General features: G+C 56.7%; 14 protein-coding genes. 6 read left to right on the top strand and 8 right to left on the bottom strand.

All coding sequences use genetic code 11. From position 1 onward, the window contains the following. Positions 1 to 5: 5 nt before the first annotated feature. The 3 genes from ACQG11_RS21115 to ACQG11_RS21105 form a co-directional block, all read right to left on the bottom strand. Complete coding sequence (locus ACQG11_RS21115) at positions 6 to 1,295, bottom strand: glycoside hydrolase family 10 protein (protein ID WP_426728757.1); 1,290 nt, start codon at positions 1,293 to 1,295, stop codon at positions 6 to 8. A 7-nt stretch (positions 1,296 to 1,302) separates the two neighbouring features. Continuing rightward, positions 1,303 to 1,590 carry a VF530 family DNA-binding protein gene (locus tag ACQG11_RS21110; protein ID WP_023300148.1) on the bottom strand — a complete coding sequence of 96 codons (288 nt, stop codon included), beginning with the start codon at positions 1,588 to 1,590 and terminating at the stop codon, positions 1,303 to 1,305. Between the two features lie 130 nt (positions 1,591 to 1,720). After that, complete coding sequence (locus ACQG11_RS21105) at positions 1,721 to 3,202, bottom strand: UbiD family decarboxylase (RefSeq protein WP_108367576.1); 1,482 nt, start codon at positions 3,200 to 3,202, stop codon at positions 1,721 to 1,723. Between the two features lie 111 nt (positions 3,203 to 3,313). Here ACQG11_RS21105 and ACQG11_RS21100 point away from each other — a divergent pair, with 111 nt between their 5' ends. Next, a complete protein-coding gene (locus ACQG11_RS21100) occupies positions 3,314 to 4,198 on the top strand; it encodes a LysR substrate-binding domain-containing protein (protein WP_022648165.1) in 885 nt (294 codons plus the stop codon). On the opposite strand, the gene ACQG11_RS21095 is transcribed toward ACQG11_RS21100, so the two are convergent. From ACQG11_RS21095 to ACQG11_RS21080, 4 genes are all read right to left on the bottom strand, one after another. Continuing rightward, on the bottom strand, positions 4,189 to 5,097 hold the full coding sequence (locus ACQG11_RS21095) for a LysR family transcriptional regulator (RefSeq protein ID WP_063200230.1): 909 nt from the start codon (positions 5,095 to 5,097) through the stop codon (positions 4,189 to 4,191). The two genes, ACQG11_RS21100 and ACQG11_RS21095, sit on opposite strands and share 10 nt — an antisense overlap. A 1-nt stretch (position 5,098) precedes the next feature. Next, positions 5,099 to 6,076 (bottom strand): MBL fold metallo-hydrolase, encoded by a 978-nt coding sequence (locus tag ACQG11_RS21090; protein WP_280004611.1) that lies wholly within the window; start codon positions 6,074 to 6,076, stop codon positions 5,099 to 5,101. 107 nt (positions 6,077 to 6,183) lie between these two features. Next, positions 6,184 to 7,068, bottom strand: a complete 885-nt coding sequence (locus ACQG11_RS21085; RefSeq protein WP_022648162.1) for an SDR family oxidoreductase — start codon at positions 7,066 to 7,068, stop codon at positions 6,184 to 6,186. A 111-nt stretch (positions 7,069 to 7,179) separates the two neighbouring features. Continuing rightward, on the bottom strand, positions 7,180 to 7,707 hold the full coding sequence (locus ACQG11_RS21080; protein WP_022648161.1) for a GNAT family N-acetyltransferase: 528 nt from the start codon (positions 7,705 to 7,707) through the stop codon (positions 7,180 to 7,182). Between the two features lie 131 nt (positions 7,708 to 7,838). On the opposite strand from ACQG11_RS21080, the gene treZ reads away from it, so the two are divergent. From treZ to glgX, 3 genes are read left to right on the top strand one after another with little or no spacing between them, the layout of a single operon-like run. Then, complete coding sequence (gene treZ / locus ACQG11_RS21075) at positions 7,839 to 9,626, top strand: malto-oligosyltrehalose trehalohydrolase (RefSeq protein WP_426728756.1); 1,788 nt, start codon at positions 7,839 to 7,841, stop codon at positions 9,624 to 9,626. Further along, on the top strand, positions 9,623 to 12,091 hold the full coding sequence (gene treY, locus ACQG11_RS21070) for a malto-oligosyltrehalose synthase (RefSeq protein WP_426728755.1): 2,469 nt from the start codon (positions 9,623 to 9,625) through the stop codon (positions 12,089 to 12,091). Before treZ ends, treY begins: the two co-directional genes overlap by 4 nt. Positions 12,092 to 12,106: 15 nt before the next feature. Then, a complete protein-coding gene (glgX, locus tag ACQG11_RS21065) occupies positions 12,107 to 14,182 on the top strand; it encodes a glycogen debranching protein GlgX (protein WP_022648158.1) in 2,076 nt (691 codons plus the stop codon). Here the strand turns inward: glgX and ACQG11_RS21060 are convergent. Continuing rightward, complete coding sequence (locus ACQG11_RS21060) at positions 14,179 to 14,727, bottom strand: winged helix DNA-binding protein (protein WP_063145887.1); 549 nt, start codon at positions 14,725 to 14,727, stop codon at positions 14,179 to 14,181. The two genes, glgX and ACQG11_RS21060, sit on opposite strands and share 4 nt — an antisense overlap. Positions 14,728 to 14,951: 224 nt before the next feature. On the opposite strand from ACQG11_RS21060, the gene ACQG11_RS21055 reads away from it, so the two are divergent. Further along, a complete protein-coding gene (locus ACQG11_RS21055; protein WP_022648156.1) occupies positions 14,952 to 15,674 on the top strand; it encodes a DUF969 domain-containing protein in 723 nt (240 codons plus the stop codon). Then, complete coding sequence (locus ACQG11_RS21050; RefSeq protein ID WP_032677267.1) at positions 15,671 to 16,657, top strand: DUF979 domain-containing protein; 987 nt, start codon at positions 15,671 to 15,673, stop codon at positions 16,655 to 16,657. Before ACQG11_RS21055 ends, ACQG11_RS21050 begins: the two co-directional genes overlap by 4 nt. Positions 16,658 to 16,665: the final 8 nt, after the last annotated feature.

Below are 16,665 nucleotides of genomic sequence, written 5' to 3'. Positions count from 1 at the left end.
GTCAGTCAACTACCCCAGCGCCCCCGGAGGTAATTTACGGCTTCCTGCGTCTGCTGCTGGTTAAGATAGTCTTCACGGAACAGGATGGTGCCTTTTACGTCTGGCAGTGAATCGTTGAGGTCGAGCTGTTTTTTCAGCTCCGGTACGCCGCCGTTCACCGTCCAGTCCGGTTCGTTTCGGGAAGGCGCGCCTACTTTGTAGAATGCGATCCCGATATACAGGCGGGTATGGGTCGGTTTCACCACGTCAGCCCACCATTTTGTCAGCACATCGTATCGTGCCGCGTCGCGGGCGAAGGGCCAGTAGATCTGCGGCGCAATGTAATCCAGTAAACCCTGCTGTACCCATTTTCGCGTGTCAGCGTAGGATTCATCGTAGGCTGCGGCACCGCGCGTGTCCGATCCTGCCGGGTCGAAGGAGCGGTTGCGCCATACACCCGCCGGGCTGACGCCAAATTCAACCTCAGGCTTTGCCTGCTTGATCGCCCTTGATACCTGCACAATCAGCTGCTGCGTATTGTGCCGACGCCAGTCAGCTTTCGACGCAAATCCCTCGCCGTAGCGCCTGAAGGTCCAGGCATCGTTCAGGGTTGAGCCCGGCGTCTCGGTGTAAAAATAGTCATCGAACTGAACGCCGTCGACAGGGTAGCGATTCACCACTTCCATCACCACCTGGGTTATCCAGTCCCGCACCTCGGGAATGCCCGGGTCGAGAACAAAACGATCCCCCGAGGTGCGGATCCACTCCGGATGCTGGACGTAGACGCTGGAGGGATGAAGCGACGAGGTACGGTTAAGCGCCGCGATGGTCGACGGCTTCGTGTTGGTGGAGACGCGGTAAGGGTTGAACCAGGCGTGAACCTTCATCCCGCGCTTGTGCGCTTCATCCAGCATAAACTGGAGCGGATCGTAACCGGGGTCTTCCCCGATAGTCCCGGTCAGGGTATCTGACCACGGCAGTATTTCAGAGGCCCACAGCGCCGTACTGTCCGGTTTTACCTGAAAGAAGACGGTGTTGATCCCAAGCTTTTTCAGCTTATCGAGCTTGTCCGTCAGCGCCTTCTGTTGCTGGGCGATACGCTGGTCCGCGCTGCGGCCATTCACTGATGACACGGGGGGCCAGTCGAGACGGGAGACGGTCGCCAGCCAGATCCCGCGCATGGGTGCGTTAGTCTGCTGTACAGGTTTCGCCTGCGGCAGCGGGGTAACGAGTGATTTGGGTGGTTTGGAAGTGCAACTTACCAGTAAAAGCGCGCAGCCAAGCAGCGCGCCAGTCCGTTTTACGTGTCGCATCATTTGCGTGTTAGCTCCTGGGTGTCCGGCCATCCGTCCAGGGATTAAACGCCGGTTCGTCCTGTTCCTCGTTACCGTCATCGTGAAGGGAGTCTAGGTAGAGGGCTTCAACTTCCGCCCGCGCCCATGGGGTCCGGCGCAGGAACTTCAGACTCGATTTAACACTCGGGTCCTTGCGAAAACAGTTGATTTTGATTCGGTTGCCCAGTTCATTCCAGCCATATCGCGCAACCAGCGCGTTAACCTGCATTTCAAGCGTTACGCCATGCAAAGGATCGTTGGAAATATGTGCTGTCATAGGCGTCCGGTAGTCTCATTTTTTATGGGGATGTGATAAACGCTCAAAGGTTACAAGAAAGCAGGGGACGCGGCAATTTCAGCGTGAGGTTCTTCACCCGTAAAGGGTGAAGAAGACTTTCCGGTTAATACTATTTTTTAAACAGTTCAGGTGCCCACGGCGTCGGGTCTACCTCCATAAAGGGTGCACGCTCAAAGCGGGACTTCAGCGCCCAGGGCACCGTACAGTCGAAAATCGTTTTGCAGGTGATCCCGTTGCCACGAATGGAGGGACTGTAATCCGGCGCCTGAGACGGATCGAGCTGGTGACCGCGGATCCCCGGCAGATGGGTGATACTGACATCGCCCTGCATACGGGTCGTCATCGCCCACAAAATGTCGTCGCTGTCGAAAATATCCACGTCTTCGTCGACGAGAATAATATTTTTAAGCTCGGAATAGGTGGCTAACGCGATGAGGGCCGCCTGACCCTGACGCCCTTCGTCAGAAGGCTGGCGTTTTTTAACCTGCAATACCCCAAGGAATTTGCCCCCGCCAGCGGTATGCGCATAGACGTTTTGCAGGAAACCGGGGATGGCTTCTTCCACCGCATTCCGGATGCTGGCCTCCGTTGGCAAACCGGCCAGCGTGGTGTGCTCTTCGCCCGGTCCTACCAGGGTTTGCAGGATCGCCTGATGACGCATCGTGACGGCCTTCACTTTAATTACCGGCAAGGAGGGGTTAGCCTCCCCGCAGTAGCCGGGAAATTCCGGCATCGCGTGCCCGGTGTGGGTATGCTGATCTTCTTCTACGCGCACGCCCGGCAGCAGTTCGCCTTCGATGATGATTTCCGCACGCGCAATCGCTTTTTCATTTACGGCCACACCCTGCACCAGCTCGACGGGAGCCTGACGTAACGCACCGGCGACACCCAGCTCGTTGTAGCCGAAGGGCGTGGTAGGGGCTTCGAAACAGGCGCCAATATAGATAGCGGGATCGAGACCCATATTGATCGTGACCGGCAAGGGTTTGCCCGCCTCTTCGGCTTTCTTACGGAACACTTCAATATGGCGGCCCGCGGCAAGGAACATGGAGAGCTCATCGCGCTCCTGAACGCAAAGACGGTGAATAGTGACATCGGTCAGCGAGGCGTCTTCCGGATCGCTTGCCAGCACCAGCCCCAGACAGAAGAACGGACCGGCATCTATCGGCGTGTTGGTCGGTGCCGGAAGCAATTTACGCAGATCGAAGTCCGGATCGTCGGCATAAAACACCTGCTCCTGACACGGGGCCTGGGCCGCCGGGACCACAACGGGAGCAATCGGGTTTTTCACCGCCTGGCCGACATGTTTTGCCAGTTCAGAGGGCTCGCAGCCCAACAGGAGCGCCGCCCGCTCGCGGCTGGCGTGCATACCGACCAGAATACGGGAGTCGGGATACCCCTTAATAGCGTTAAACATCATGGCCGGGCCGATGCGCGTCGGACGTTTTACCGTGCCGCCAGCACCAATATGCCGGTACACACCCGCCAGCTCCGCGTCAGGATCGACCGGATGGTTGGTTTCAAGGTATTGACCTTCATGGCGTTTGAGCAGTTCGATAGCACTTCTGAGATCGTTGATGTGGTTTTCCATATTTTCCCCCTCGGATGATTGCATCCATTCTTAACCGGACGAAGAAGGCTATCAATTGCATCATTCATGCTATTTTAATATGAATTTTATTATCAATAATGAAGGCACAGTATGCAGTTTCGACTGATGCGCAATTTTATCGTGGTGGCGGAAGAGCTTCACATGCATCGTGCGGCGGAGCGCCTTAACATGGCGCAGCCCGCGCTGAGTCAGCAGATCAAAACCCTCGAAGAGCGCCTGGGGGTCACGCTTTTCAGCCGGGCGAATCGTCGCCTGACGCTCACGCCAGCCGGTGAGGCGTTTCTCAGTAAAGCCAGAGTGGCGATTTTTATGACCGATCAGGCGATTCTGGATGCCAGACAGACGGCCAGAGGGGAACAGGGCGTGCTGAATCTCGGATGCGTTTCAAGCGCGATATTCGACAGTAAGCTGCCCGACGCGCTGCGGCTTTTACATGAGAAATGGCCAGCCATCAGCCTTTCCATGATGACGGGAAACGTGCAAACCCTTTATACCGGCGTGCAAAGCAACCAGCTGGATGTGGCCATTATTCGTGCCCCGTTACCGCTGCTGCCTGACGATCTGCAAAGTCGTCCTTTCACAACGGAAAAAGCCGTGCTGGCCTTACCTCGTCAACACAGTCTGGCGGGCTCCGCCGCGCTGACGCTTGCGTCGGTGAAAGAGGAGAAGTGGATTGCCCTGCGCGACCCGGAGGGGATGGGGCTGGAGCAATATTTCTATGATGCCTGCCACAGCGCTGGCATACAGCCTGACGTTGTGCAAAATGCCACCGATGTCCCCACGGTGATAAGCCTCGTCTCGGCAGGGTTTGGCATCGCCATGCTGCCAGCTTCAGCGAAGGCGATATGCGTACAAAACGTCGTCTTTGTGGATATTCTTGACCGACTCCGGGAGAGCGAGCTGACGCTGGTTTGCCACCGGATTATTCGCTCTGAGGTCCTGAAAAAATTGCTGAGTATCCTCGATCATACCTGACGTCCGGCGGCCTGAAGAAGCTGTTCACGTAGCCAGCGATTAGCCGGATCCTGACTGTTTTTCGGGTGCCAGTACATACCGATGACGATCGGCGGGAGATCCAGCGGCGGCGGAAAAATATCAAGCGTTTGCGTAAAGCGTAGCAACATGCGCCTGGGTAGGGTGCAGAGTAAATCGGTACCGGCAACAATCGCAGGCGCCATCGCATAGCTTTGCGTCGACATCACCACGTTACGCTGGTGGCCAAGCCCCGCCAGATGCTGATCGACAAAGCCCGCGAACGGGTCGCCCTCGGATGAAACCACCAGGTGTGAAAGGCTACAATAGCTTTCCAGATCCACCGGCCCCGTACCGCGCGGATGGCCTTTCCGCTGGGCTGTGGCATATTCATCGTCAAACAGTTTGCGTCTGACCCATGCATCGTGCGCCCCCGCGTTAACGCCGATATAAATATCCACATCGCCATTTTCCATCTGCGCTGACAGCAGCTGGGTTTCCGGGAGCGCAAAACGCAGGCGGATACCTGGTGCCGCACTGCTAATCTGATTCTGCAACTCTGCCCCCAGCATTAGCGCCGGGTTTTCGTGCAGGGCAATAACAAAGGTGCGGTTGCTGTTCTGCGCGTTGAACGTGGTGGGTTCAAGCATCGCCGCTATGCCCTGCAAAACCGTCGCGACCTGCGGCCTTAACGCTTCGGCGCGCGGCGTCGGTAACACCCCACGTCCGTGTGGGGAAGGGACAAACAGCGGCTCATCAAACAACACGCGCAGGCGTGCCAGGCGGGCAGACATTGCTGGCTGGCTGATGCCCAGCCGCGCGGCCGCATGGGTGATATTCTGGTCCCTGAGTAACGCATCCAGCGTCAGGATCAGGTCCATATCCATATCGGAGGGGGACATCTTATTTTGCGTCACGGTTGGTATAGGTCACCGGGACCCACGCGTAGCCTTCCCGCTCACCTTTCGTCACATAGCCGATCCCGGGGAAAGGCAGATGTGGCGCCGCAATCAGATCTTTGTTTTTCACAAACTCAGCGAAAGCTGCGTTGCGCACCCGGGCGGCGCCGTCCTGATCCTCATCGTAAGCAATCGTCACGTTGGGCTGCGGGAACTGAACTGCGGCGACGTGGATGATGTCGCCGACAAAGGTAATTTTTTCACCTTTGCTCTCCAGCGTGTAAAACGCGGAACCTGGGGTGTGGCCCGGGTGAACCGTACCGCTGATGCCCGGCAGAAGCTGTTCGGTGCCTGAGAAAGTCTTCACTTTTCCGGCATCCAGATAAGGCTTTAATGTCTTGTGCGCGACATCGAAGTAGTTCTGGTCATAGCCCGATTTTTTCTGGTTCTCGTCGTTAAAGAAGAAATCGATATCCGGTTTGCCGACATAGACCTGCGCGTGGGTAAACACGCGCTGACCGTCTTTGACCAGACCACCGGCGTGATCGGAGTGCGCATGGGTGATTAGAATATCGGTAATATCTTCGGGTTTGATGCCCTGGGTCGCCAGGCTTTCAATCAGCCGCCCGCCTTTGCCGGGGCCAAAGAGCTGACCGGAACCGGTATCCACCAGGATTTTGTGACCGGGCAAAGCGATATAAAACGCGTTAATCGATGCTTCCACCGGATTGGCCTGGAAGTTTTTGGCCAGTAACGCATCGGTATTTTCCGCCGTCGTCCGGCGCAGTAAGGCGTGCAGATCCTGCGGCACGCTGCCGTCCGTAAAGGCGGTGATAATCGTGTCGCCAACCTGAACGCTGTAGCCGCCAGCCTGCTGTTTCACCACATGCTGCGGAACGCTGGCCACCGCGTGGATCGCTGGGAAGAATAAAACTGAACCGGTCAACAGGGTTGATATCGCAAGTTTTTTCACAGTAAACATGATGGGCTCCTCAATAGTAAGTTCATCATAGTTCAACTGCGATTTTTGAGAACAGCAGGGGAGTGAATGTGACCTATCCATGAAATGGATAGGTCTGAGAGGATGCTTTACAGCACGCCGGTACCGCCATCAGAGCACCACACTTGCCCGGAAGCGTATGAGCAGGAATCGGAGGCAAACAGCACATACAGCGGTGCGATTTCAACCGGCTGACCCGGTCTCCCCAGGGGCGTATCTTCCCCGAACTTCTGAACTTTAGACTGAGGCTGACCGCCGCTGGACTGAAGAGGCGTCCAGTATGGACCTGGCGCGACGGCATTCACCCGAATGCCACGCGGCCCAAGCTGCTGGGCCAGAGACTTGGTAAAGGCCACGTTACAGGCTTTGGTCTGCGCATAGTCCACCAGGATCGCGCTCGGTTTAAACGCCTGAACGGAAGTGGTGTTGATGATCACGGCACCTTCCTGCAAATGGCGCAGCGCAGCTTTGGTGATCCAGAAGGGGGCATAGACGTTGGTTTTAAACGTCGCGTCAAAATCTGCCGTGGTGAGATCGTCGATAGATTCACAGTACTGCTGGCGTCCGGCGTTATTCACCAGGATATCCAGGCCGCCCAGTTCGGCAACGGCTTTTTCCACCAGCGTGTCGCAGAAGGACTCCACGCGAATGTCGCCGGGAATGGCGACCGCTTTACGGCCTTCGGCCTGAATCAGCGCAATGACCGATGCCGCATCGGACTCCTCTTCCGGCAGATAGCCAATAGCGACATCTGCACCTTCACGGGCATAGGCGATGGCTACCGCGCGACCAATGCCGGAATCACCGCCGGTAATCAGCGCTTTTTTTCCTGCCAGTTTTCCTGACCCGATATAACTTGTTTCACCATGATCCGGTATTGGCTTCATTTCCGATGCCAGCCCGGGAGCCCTTTGCGGTTGTTCTGCAAACGGTGGACGAGGGTAATGCAGCGTGTGATTATTTCCTGTAGACATACCGGCCTCCTTAATAGTGAATTCCAAGATTAGTCGTTAATTAAACGTAAGCGGGCAAAATTGACAAATTCAGACAAATCTATATTCCAGTGGCGGATATAAAATATTTTCTCAAGCCAGCATGTAATACCAGAAAAGGGCGACCTCATCTTTTTCCGGCAGGGCGTTGTAAAGGTAACGATCGTAACCGCCCAGAATAAACCCATAGTGACGATAGAACAGACAGGCAGAAACATTAACGTTCTGCGTCTCCAGCCGTAAGCCGGGCGCATTGAGGCTTCGCGCCCAAACGTGGGTGGCAGACATCAGCTTGTGCGCCGCGCCCGTTCGGCGTTTTGAACGCTCCACGGCAATGTAATCCACCGAAATAAATTTATTCCAGTTGCAGGACGCGGTAATAAAACCGGCGATTTCACCGTCATCCGTTTCGGCGATAAGAAATATTGAATCGGGATTAACGCAATGATTTTCCAGCGTCTGGAGATCCAGTTCATAGGTTTTATGATAAGGATCGGTTAGCGCCTCGATATGCAAATCACCATTGAGAAAAGGTTCTCTGGCAATCTCATCGACCGTAAAAGAAAAATCACAACATTCAAGACGGGCGAGGTCGGTGCTTAATCCTTTTCGAATATGCATAGTATTCCTTAAGTGGGAGTTATAAATAGATAATAGACGAAGCGGCATACCCTGCTGGCATAACACTCTGTTCATCCTGGTCTAAGCTTGTATTTCGTTCCGCGTAAAATGTGGTCATTCGAGGACAATGAATGGAATTCAGAACATGTCGCAGGCACTGGGGTGCTGAGTTTATTTCCGATGACGTTGTACGTTTTCGCGTCTGGGCAGAAGGGCAGAAAGATCTCACGTTGCGTTTAACCGACACCGACATTCCGATGGCGGCGGTGGGCGACGGCTGGTTTCAGGTTGACGTGCCCGGCGTCAGACACGGTACGCCGTATCAGTTTGTATTACAGGATGGAATGGCGGTGCCGGATCCGGCCTCGCGCGCGCAACAGGCTGACGTCAACGGCCCGTCGGTGGTAATCGACCCGCGTCACAACCTGCCCGCACAGCGGGAATGGCAAGGGCGGCCATGGGAAGAGACGGTGATCTACGAGATGCATATCGGCACCTTCACCGGGGAAGGAACCTTCAGGGCGGCCATCAATAAATTGCCTTATCTGGCCGAACTGGGTATTACGCAACTGGAAGTGATGCCCGTGTCCCAGTTCGGGGGCGCGCGCGGATGGGGGTATGATGGCGTACTGCTGTATGCCCCGCACTCAGCTTATGGCACACCGGATGATTTTCATGCCTTCATCGATGCCGCCCACGCGCTCGGGCTTTCCGTGGTGCTGGATATTGTACTCAACCACTTTGGCCCGGAAGGGAACTACCTGCCGTTGCTCTCGCCGGCGTTTTTCCATCAGGATCGTATGACCCCGTGGGGCAACGGTATAGCCTATGAGGTTGAAGCCGTCCGGCAATACATCGCTGAGGCGCCGTTATTCTGGCTCTCGGAGTATCATCTTGACGGTCTGCGCTTCGACGCCATCGACCAGATCCATGACGACGCTGAGACCCATATTCTTCCCGAGATAGCGCAACGGATCCGCGACGCCTTTCCGGATCGGCATATCCATCTGACCACCGAAGACAGTCGCAACGTGATTTTCCTGCACCCGCGCGATGAACATGGTCAGACGCCGCTTTTCACCGCCGAATGGAATGATGATTTTCACAACGCCGCGCATGTCTTCGCGACCGGGGAATCACACGCCTATTATCAGGATTTTGCCTTTGAGCCGGAGAAAAAGCTGGCGCGGGCGCTGGCAGAGGGCTTTGTCTACCAGGGGGAAATCTCGCTTCAGACCGGGAAATCGCGCGGGGTAGAGTGTCGCGAGCAACCACCGCAGTTTTTTGTCGATTTTATTCAGAATCACGACCAGGTCGGCAACCGTGCCCAGGGGGAGAGGCTTATCTCTCTGGCAGGCGCGGATAAAACGCGTGTGCTGTTTGCGGCGCTGCTTATGTCGCCTCATATTCCGCTGCTGTTTATGGGCGAGGAGTATGGCGAAACGCATCCGTTCCTCTTTTTCACCGACTTCCACGGCGACCTGGCGAAAGCCGTGCGGGAGGGTCGCGCGAAAGAGTTTACCGGCCATGCCGGGCACGATGAAACCGTACCGGATCCCAATGACGTAAATACCTTTATGCGGTCGAAGCTTGACTGGAACAAGGCAGACACGGAGGAAGGCAGGGCGTGGCTGCACGTTACGCGCGAACTGATTGCGCTGCGTCAACGCTTTATCGTCCCGTTACTGAAACAGCGGGGCGCCGTGGAGGGTAACGTCCTGCAAACGGCGCTCGGCATGGTTGCCGTGAGCTGGCATTTTCCGTCCGGTACGCTGTCGCTGGCGCTGAATATCGGCAAAAAGCCCCTCGCCTTAGCGGACCTGCCCGGAAAAACGATCTTTAGCTGGCCGGAGGCAGTCGAAAACCTGCCGCCGAACAGCATTGTTGTTCGCTTTGCTGATGGAGAAGCAGCGCTATGATCCCTTCCTCTACTTACCGAATTCAGTTTCGCAACGGCATGACCTTCGATCGCGTGGTGGACCTGATTCCGTATATGAAAGACCTCGGAATTAGCCATCTTTACGCGTCACCTGTTTTCACCGCAACCACGGATTCCACCCACGGCTATGACGTGACCGACCCCAACGAAATCGACCCGGCGATTGGCGGGCGGGAAGGGTTTGACCGCATGGCGGCAGCGCTGAAACAGGCGGGGATGGGGCTGATTCTGGATATCGTTCCTAACCATATGTCGACCTCGCTGGAAAACCGCTGGTGGCGCGATGTTATCGAGCACGGTCGGCAGAGCCGCTATGCGGCGTATTTTGATATCGACTGGTCCCGACCCCTGACGTTGCCGTTTCTTGGCGACACCTTTGAAGCCGAGCTGGAGCGGGGGGCTATCACCCTGAAACGTGACAGTGTCACCGACAGCGCGGCGTTGGTTTACTATGATACCGCCTATCCGCTTAATCCCGGCACGTATGCCGAAGGCAAGAGCATCGCTGAGATCCACGAGGCGCAAAGCTGGCGGCTGATGTCCTGGCGGGAAGCGCCGAAACAGCTTTCATGGCGGCGCTTTTTTGAAATCACCGGGCTGGTCGGCGTGCGGGTAGAGGATGAGGCGGTATTCGCAGACACGCACCGCCTGATCCTTGAGCTTGTCCACGCCGGGGTTGTCGACGGCCTGCGCATTGACCATGTGGACGGGCTTGCCGATCCGCTGGGCTATTTGCAGCGACTGCGTGCGGCGACCGGACCGGATTGCTACATCACGGTAGAGAAGATCCTCGCCAAAGGGGAACAGCTTCCTCCGGAGTGGCCCATCTCAGGTACTACGGGCTATGAGTTTATCGCCTCCCTGGCGGAAGTGCTGGTGGATGATACCAACCTCTCGCGGCTGGAGACGCTCTACGACGAGACACTGGGTACGACCGTTGACAGGCAGGCGGAACTTCGCAACGCCAAAGGGCTGATGACCGATCGTAATTTTGAAGGTGAATTTACCACGCTGCTTAAAATAGCCAGCGAGCTGGCCGGGCATAACGGTGCCGAAGTGGAGCATGAGGATATCCGCCATGCCCTGCGCGAGCTGCTTATCGCGTTTCCGGTGTATCGCACCTACGGCACCGCACAGGGGCTGACGTCACCGGATGTGGCGCTGCTCAGCCGCGTGGTTGCCAGCGTCAACACCTCTGAACCCGCTCTGAGCCTTATCGTGCGTATTCTTTCCGGCGATCTGCCGGAGCATGACCACGCGCTGGCCTCGCTTTTCCGCACCCGTTTTCAGCAGCTGACCGGGCCGCTGATGGCGAAATCGGTAGAGGATACGCTGTTCTTCCGCCATAACCTGGAGCTGGCCCTGAACGAAGTCGGCGCCGACCCGACGCCGCGCGCGTTTTCACTTTCCCGTTTTCATCAGGAGATACGCATTCGACTTGCCCGCCAGCCCGATGCGCTGCTGGGAACTTCCACCCACGACACCAAACGCGGCGAGGATGCACGAGCTCGTCTGTATACGCTGACGGAAGCGCCAGATCTGTGGGGAGAAAATCTGGCGCGCTGGCGGCAGATGAACCAGACGCAAGTCCGATTCCTCAACGATGGCACCGCGCCGAACGCCGCCGACACCTGGATGATCTTCCAGGCGCTGGCGGGCGTCTGGCCAGCAACCCTGTCGCCTGAGGATCGTGATGGCCTTAAGTCACTGGAAGAGCGTTTCCTCGGCTTTATCGAGAAAGCCCTGCGCGAGGCCAAGCAGCGTACCGACTGGATCGACAGCAACGAAGATTACGAGAGCGTGGTCCTGGACTACGTGCGCCATCTGCTTTCCCCGGATAACACCCTGTTCCTGCGTGATTTCAGTGCCGCACTCCAGCCGTTTATTCGGGCTGGGTTAATGAACAGCCTGAGCCAGACGGTGATCAAACTGACTGCGCCTGGCGTACCGGACATCTACCAGGGCAGCGAGGGGCTTAACTTCAGCCTCGTCGACCCGGATAACCGCCGCGAACCGGATTTCGCCGCACTGGCGGAAAACCTCAGCGTAGCGGATGGCACTGTTTTTAACGATGCGCAACGCTGGCGAGACGGCAGCGTGAAGCAGTACGTCACCGCCACGCTGTTACGGCTTCGGCAACATTACTCCGCGCTTTTCCGCTACGGCGACTGGCTGCCGCTGAAGGTAACCGGCGAGCGGGAGGAGAATCTGATCGTTTATGCCCGCATCAAAGATGACGAGGCGCTGATCGTCGCCGTGCCGCGCCTGGTGTTTGACGTCACCGATAATGCGATGCTGTGGGCCAATACTACCGTGGCCATACCCCAGGCGCTGGCCGGGAAGCACTACCGGGATCTGTTTACCGGTGAGCGTCGCCTTCTGCCAGAGACGCTGGATTTAACGTCTGAAAAGGGATGTTTGTTGGTTCTGCTTACCTGCGAATAATCGAGGAGAACAAAAATGCCAAAGGATACAACGTTTGAAATTCGGGCCGGTCATGGCCAACAGTTGGGCGCAAATTATGACGGGAAAGGGGTGAACTTCGCCCTGTTTTCCGCCCACGCTGAGCGGGTGGAGTTGTGTCTGTTTGATCCTTCGGGAAAAACAGAAATCGCCCGTCTGGAACTGCCGGAATATACCCATGAGGTCTGGCACGGCTATGTGCCGGACCTGAAACCGGGGGCGCTGTATGGCTACCGCGTTTACGGCCCCTACGATCCGGAGAACGGTCACCGCTTCAACCCCAATAAGCTGCTTATTGACCCCTATGCCCGTGAACTGGTAGGTGAAATTGAGTGGAACGATGCCCACTTCGGCTATGAGCTGGGACACGACGAGCTGGATCTCAGTTTTGACACGCGAGACAGCGCGCCGTTTACGCCCAAATGTAAGGTCATCGACCCCAATGCCGTTGACTGGCAGGACTCACGCCGGCCCGATATCCCGTGGCCGCATACCGTGGTCTATGAAAGCCACGTAAAAGGCTTTACCCAGCTTAACCCGGCTATTCCGCCTGAACTGCGCGGTACGTTTGAGGGGATGGGGCATAAAGCCTCGGTGGAGTACATCAAAAGCCTCGGCATTACCTCGGTCGAGCTGCTGCCGGTTCACTGGTTCCCGGACGATCAGCACCTGCTCGATCGCGGCCTGAAAAACTTCTGGGGCTATAACTCGCTCGGTTTCTTTGCGCCAGCGTCCCGCTATTACGGCCCGGCGGGGATCCAGGGTTTCCGCGACATGGTGCGTGCTTATCATGACGCGGGCATCGAGGTGATCCTCGACGTGGTCTATAACCACACGGCGGAGGGCAACGAGCTGGGGCCAACCCTGTCGTTTAAGGGGATTGATAACTTCTGCTATTACCGCACCATGCCGGATCAGCACCGGTATTACATTAATGACACTGGCACCGGAAACACCGTAAACACCTCGCACCCGCGCGTGTTGCAGATGGTCATGGACTCCCTGCGTTACTGGGCGGAATCGATGCAGATTGACGGTTTCCGCTTTGACCTCGGAACCATTCTCGGACGCGAGCCGGAGGGATTCGACCCGCGCGGCGGCTTCTTTGATGCCGTGACCCAGGATCCGGTGCTGTCGAAGCTGAAGCTTATCGGTGAACCGTGGGATATTGGCCCAGGGGGGTATCAGGTGGGGGGCTTCCCGCCAGGCTGGGGCGAGTGGAACGACAAATACCGCGACACGGTACGTGAATACTGGAAGGGAGATAACGTTTCTAACGATTTTGCCGCCCGTCTGTTAGGGTCCGGTGATTTGTACGATCTGCGCGGACGTCGTCCGTGGGCCAGCGTCAATTTTATCACCGCGCATGACGGCTTTACGCTGAACGACCTGGTGTCCTACAACGAGAAGCATAACGCCGATAACGGGGAAGATAATAACGACGGACATAACGATAACCGGTCGTATAACTACGGTGAAGAAGGGCCGACGGAGAATCCGGATATTATCGCCACCCGCGAGCGGCAAAAGCGCAACTTCCTCACCACGCTCTTCTTCTCCCACGGCACGCCGATGCTGCTGGCAGGTGATGAGTTTGGCCGGACGCAAAAGGGCAATAATAACGGCTATTGCCAGGACAGCGAGATCTCCTGGATAAACTGGGAAGGACTCTCTGAAAACGACGAGAAGCTGCGCGACTTTACCCGTCGGTTGATTGCTCTGCGCGCTGAGCAGCCGCTGCTGCGCCGTGAAAACTGGCGCGACGGGCTTGAGATCCGCTGGTTTAACGCCGGTGGCGGACCGCAGCAGTCGGAACAGTGGGACGAGGGTTCCACCCTTGGTCTTGCCATCAGCCGTCCGGATCTTGAGCAGGAAGAGGGCATCTGGCACGACGTGCTGATGCTGTTTAACCCGTTTGAAGGCACGGTGCCATTCCAGATCCCGCAGTTTGGCGAAGGGGGCTGGGTGCTGGAGCTTTCGACGGCGGATGATGCCCCCACAGGGGAAATCATCACGGAATCCGTCGATTATGAACTGGCCGGGCGGAGCATAACGCTTTTCCGCCGTCCTTAAAGCGAGGCCGCCGCGCGTGCGGCGGTATCATACAGGGAGGAGATCGCGCGGAGTAACTGCGCGGTCTCACCAATCAACGCGCCTGGAATGCCGCTTTCCGCATGAATGTTGATCAGGCAGGCTTCCCGTACCTCCCGGTACTTCATGCACAGCGCTTTGCCTTCCTCCGTCGTCGAGAAAAAGAGCTCTTTCCCCGCTTTTTCACTGGTGACGTAACCCGCCTTTACCAGCTTTTTCAGCGCATACGTCACCACGTGGGTATCTTCCACGTTCAGCACAAAGCAGATGTCGGCCAGCTTTTTCTTGCGGTTGCGGTGGTTTACGTGGTGCAGAAGCGAGACGTCGAAAGCGCCCATATCCGGTTCCCCTGCTGCGGTCATGCAGCGCACCATCCATTTGTTAAACGCATTGCTGGTCATGATCAACGCGTATTCCAGCTCCGACAGTTCGGCACACCGCTCTGAGACGAGATGGCGGGAGGAGACGATACGCCCGTCCGCAATGTCGTCGTGGTTTAACGCTGTTTTCGTTTTCTTTGTCGTCATACCGATCCTTTCTCCAGAATGTAAACCCGTCGATAAAATAAGAACATTTTATTGATAAATTGTTTACATGTTTTTGACGTTCAGATATAGCTTTTTAGTGCAGGTTCTGTGGAGCCTGACGCAAAACACAACATCGCGCGCCGTAATGCACCGGCTTCGCTCTGCTGCGAAGTATAAAAAATAGCCGTCGGCGCGCAACGCTCACTTTGGATAGGGTAACGTTTATGGACAGTTCTACACTGTTGCCACTTATCGGGATTCCGGTGGTGGTTATTGGTTTTGCACTGCGTTTCAACCCGCTGCTGGTTGTCGTGGTGGCGGGGCTGGCAACGGGCCTGCTGGTTGGCATGGATTTCGGTATGCTGCTGGAAACCTTTGGCGAAAAGTTCGTGAATAGCCGATCGCTCGCCACTTTCATTCTGATCCTGCCGGTGATTGGCCTGCTGGAGTATTACGGGCTGAAAGAGCGCGCCCAGGCCTGGGTCGCGAAGATCGCCAGCGCCACCTCGGCGCGTATCCTGATGCTCTACTTTGTTGCCCGCGAAGGGACGGCTGCGCTGGGCCTGATGTCGCTTGGCGGCCACGCACAAACGGTGCGTCCTCTGCTGGCGCCGATGGCCGAAGGGGCGGCCCTGAATGAATACGGCGAACTGCCGCAGACTATCCGCGACAAAATCAAAGCCCATGCCGCCGCGTGTGACAATATCGCGGTTTTCTTTGGGGAAGATATCTTTATCGCCTTTGGCGCGGTACTGCTGATTGATGCGTTCCTGAAAGAGAACGGGATCGAGGGGATCGAACCGCTGCATATCGGCCTGTGGGCCATTCCGACCGCTATTGCGGCACTGATCATCCATATGACGCGTCTGCTGCGCCTCGACGCCAGCATTCGTCGCGACGTGATGGCCTGGAGAGCAGAGCAGGGTACGCAGGAGATCGCACCATGATGACCTTTATCACCATTAACCGCGTGTACTACCTGATCGGCTTTGTCGTGATGCTGCTGGTTGTGATGACTCTTCGCGATCGCGCTAACCCGAAACGCTATACCACCGCGCTGTTCTGGTTTCTGTTTGGCGGGATCTTCCTGTTTGGCGATCTGATGGTGCAGGAGCTGGGTAAGTCGCTGGCGTATCGCATTATTGGCGGCGCCGTTATCGTGATTGCGCTACTGGCCGGTTTCGGGCTGGTCGGGAAGGGGCATTATAAAATGTCCACCGAGGAGGAGCGGGTTACCTCATCACACCGGCTGAAAAACTGGCTATTCTTGCCCGCGCTGATGATCCCGGTGGTGACGGTCATCGGGACGCTGTTTCTGAAAGGCGTGTCGATTGGCGGTGTCTATCTGCTCGACCAGAAGCAGCTTACGCTGGCGGCGCTGTGCGTGGCCTGTGTGGCAGCTATCCTCACCGGCTGGTGGCTGACAAAAGGTACGCCGCTGCATGCGGTTCGTCAGTCGCGTCGGCTGGTCGATACCATTGGCTGGGCGGTGATCCTGCCGCAGATGCTCGCCATGCTCGGCGGGGTGTTTGTGGTGGCGAATACCGGCGAATCGGTACAAAAGGTGGTCAGCCTGTTTGTGAACCCGGACAGCCGCTTCATGCTGGTGGTCATTTATTGCGTGGGGATGGCGCTGTTTACCATGATTATGGGCAACGCCTTCGCTGCCTTCCCGGTGTTAAGCGCCGGTATCGCTCTGCCATTCCTGATTAACGTCCATCACGGTAACCCGGCACCATTGCTGGCTATCGGCATGTACGCAGGCTATTGCGGCACGCTGATGACCCCGATGGCCGCCAACTTCAACATCGTGCCCGCCGCGCTGCTGGAGCTAAAAGACAAATATCAGGTTATCAAGATCCAGATCCCGACCGCGTTAACCTTGCTGGTGGTGAACGTGTTCTTAATGTATTTCCTCGTGTTTCGCTAAGGAGCTGC

The sequence above is a fragment of the Enterobacter cloacae complex sp. 372C4 genome, assembly GCF_050030615.1.
GTDB classification, from domain to species: domain Bacteria; phylum Pseudomonadota; class Gammaproteobacteria; order Enterobacterales; family Enterobacteriaceae; genus Enterobacter; species Enterobacter intestinihominis.
The sequence above is the reverse complement of the archived record's forward strand: the minus strand, read 5'-3'. Positions and strand labels throughout refer to the sequence as shown.

Excerpts from the sequence above, each read along its gene's own strand:
- ACQG11_RS21115 (WP_426728757.1), bottom strand. The coding sequence starts at position 1,295 with ATGATGCGACACGTAAAACGGACTGGCGCGCTGCTTGGCTGCGCGCTT.
- ACQG11_RS21110 (WP_023300148.1), bottom strand. The coding sequence starts at position 1,590 with ATGACAGCACATATTTCCAACGATCCTTTGCATGGCGTAACGCTTGAA.
- ACQG11_RS21105 (WP_108367576.1), bottom strand. The coding sequence starts at position 3,202 with ATGGAAAACCACATCAACGATCTCAGAAGTGCTATCGAACTGCTCAAA.
- ACQG11_RS21100 (WP_022648165.1), top strand. The coding sequence starts at position 3,314 with ATGCAGTTTCGACTGATGCGCAATTTTATCGTGGTGGCGGAAGAGCTT.
- ACQG11_RS21095 (WP_063200230.1), bottom strand. The coding sequence starts at position 5,097 with ATGTCCCCCTCCGATATGGATATGGACCTGATCCTGACGCTGGATGCG.
- ACQG11_RS21090 (WP_280004611.1), bottom strand. The coding sequence starts at position 6,076 with ATGTTTACTGTGAAAAAACTTGCGATATCAACCCTGTTGACCGGTTCA.
- ACQG11_RS21085 (WP_022648162.1), bottom strand. The coding sequence starts at position 7,068 with ATGTCTACAGGAAATAATCACACGCTGCATTACCCTCGTCCACCGTTT.
- ACQG11_RS21080 (WP_022648161.1), bottom strand. The coding sequence starts at position 7,707 with ATGCATATTCGAAAAGGATTAAGCACCGACCTCGCCCGTCTTGAATGT.
- treZ (WP_426728756.1), top strand. The coding sequence starts at position 7,839 with ATGGAATTCAGAACATGTCGCAGGCACTGGGGTGCTGAGTTTATTTCC.
- treY (WP_426728755.1), top strand. The coding sequence starts at position 9,623 with ATGATCCCTTCCTCTACTTACCGAATTCAGTTTCGCAACGGCATGACC.
- glgX (WP_022648158.1), top strand. The coding sequence starts at position 12,107 with ATGCCAAAGGATACAACGTTTGAAATTCGGGCCGGTCATGGCCAACAG.
- ACQG11_RS21060 (WP_063145887.1), bottom strand. The coding sequence starts at position 14,727 with ATGACGACAAAGAAAACGAAAACAGCGTTAAACCACGACGACATTGCG.
- ACQG11_RS21055 (WP_022648156.1), top strand. The coding sequence starts at position 14,952 with ATGGACAGTTCTACACTGTTGCCACTTATCGGGATTCCGGTGGTGGTT.
- ACQG11_RS21050 (WP_032677267.1), top strand. The coding sequence starts at position 15,671 with ATGATGACCTTTATCACCATTAACCGCGTGTACTACCTGATCGGCTTT.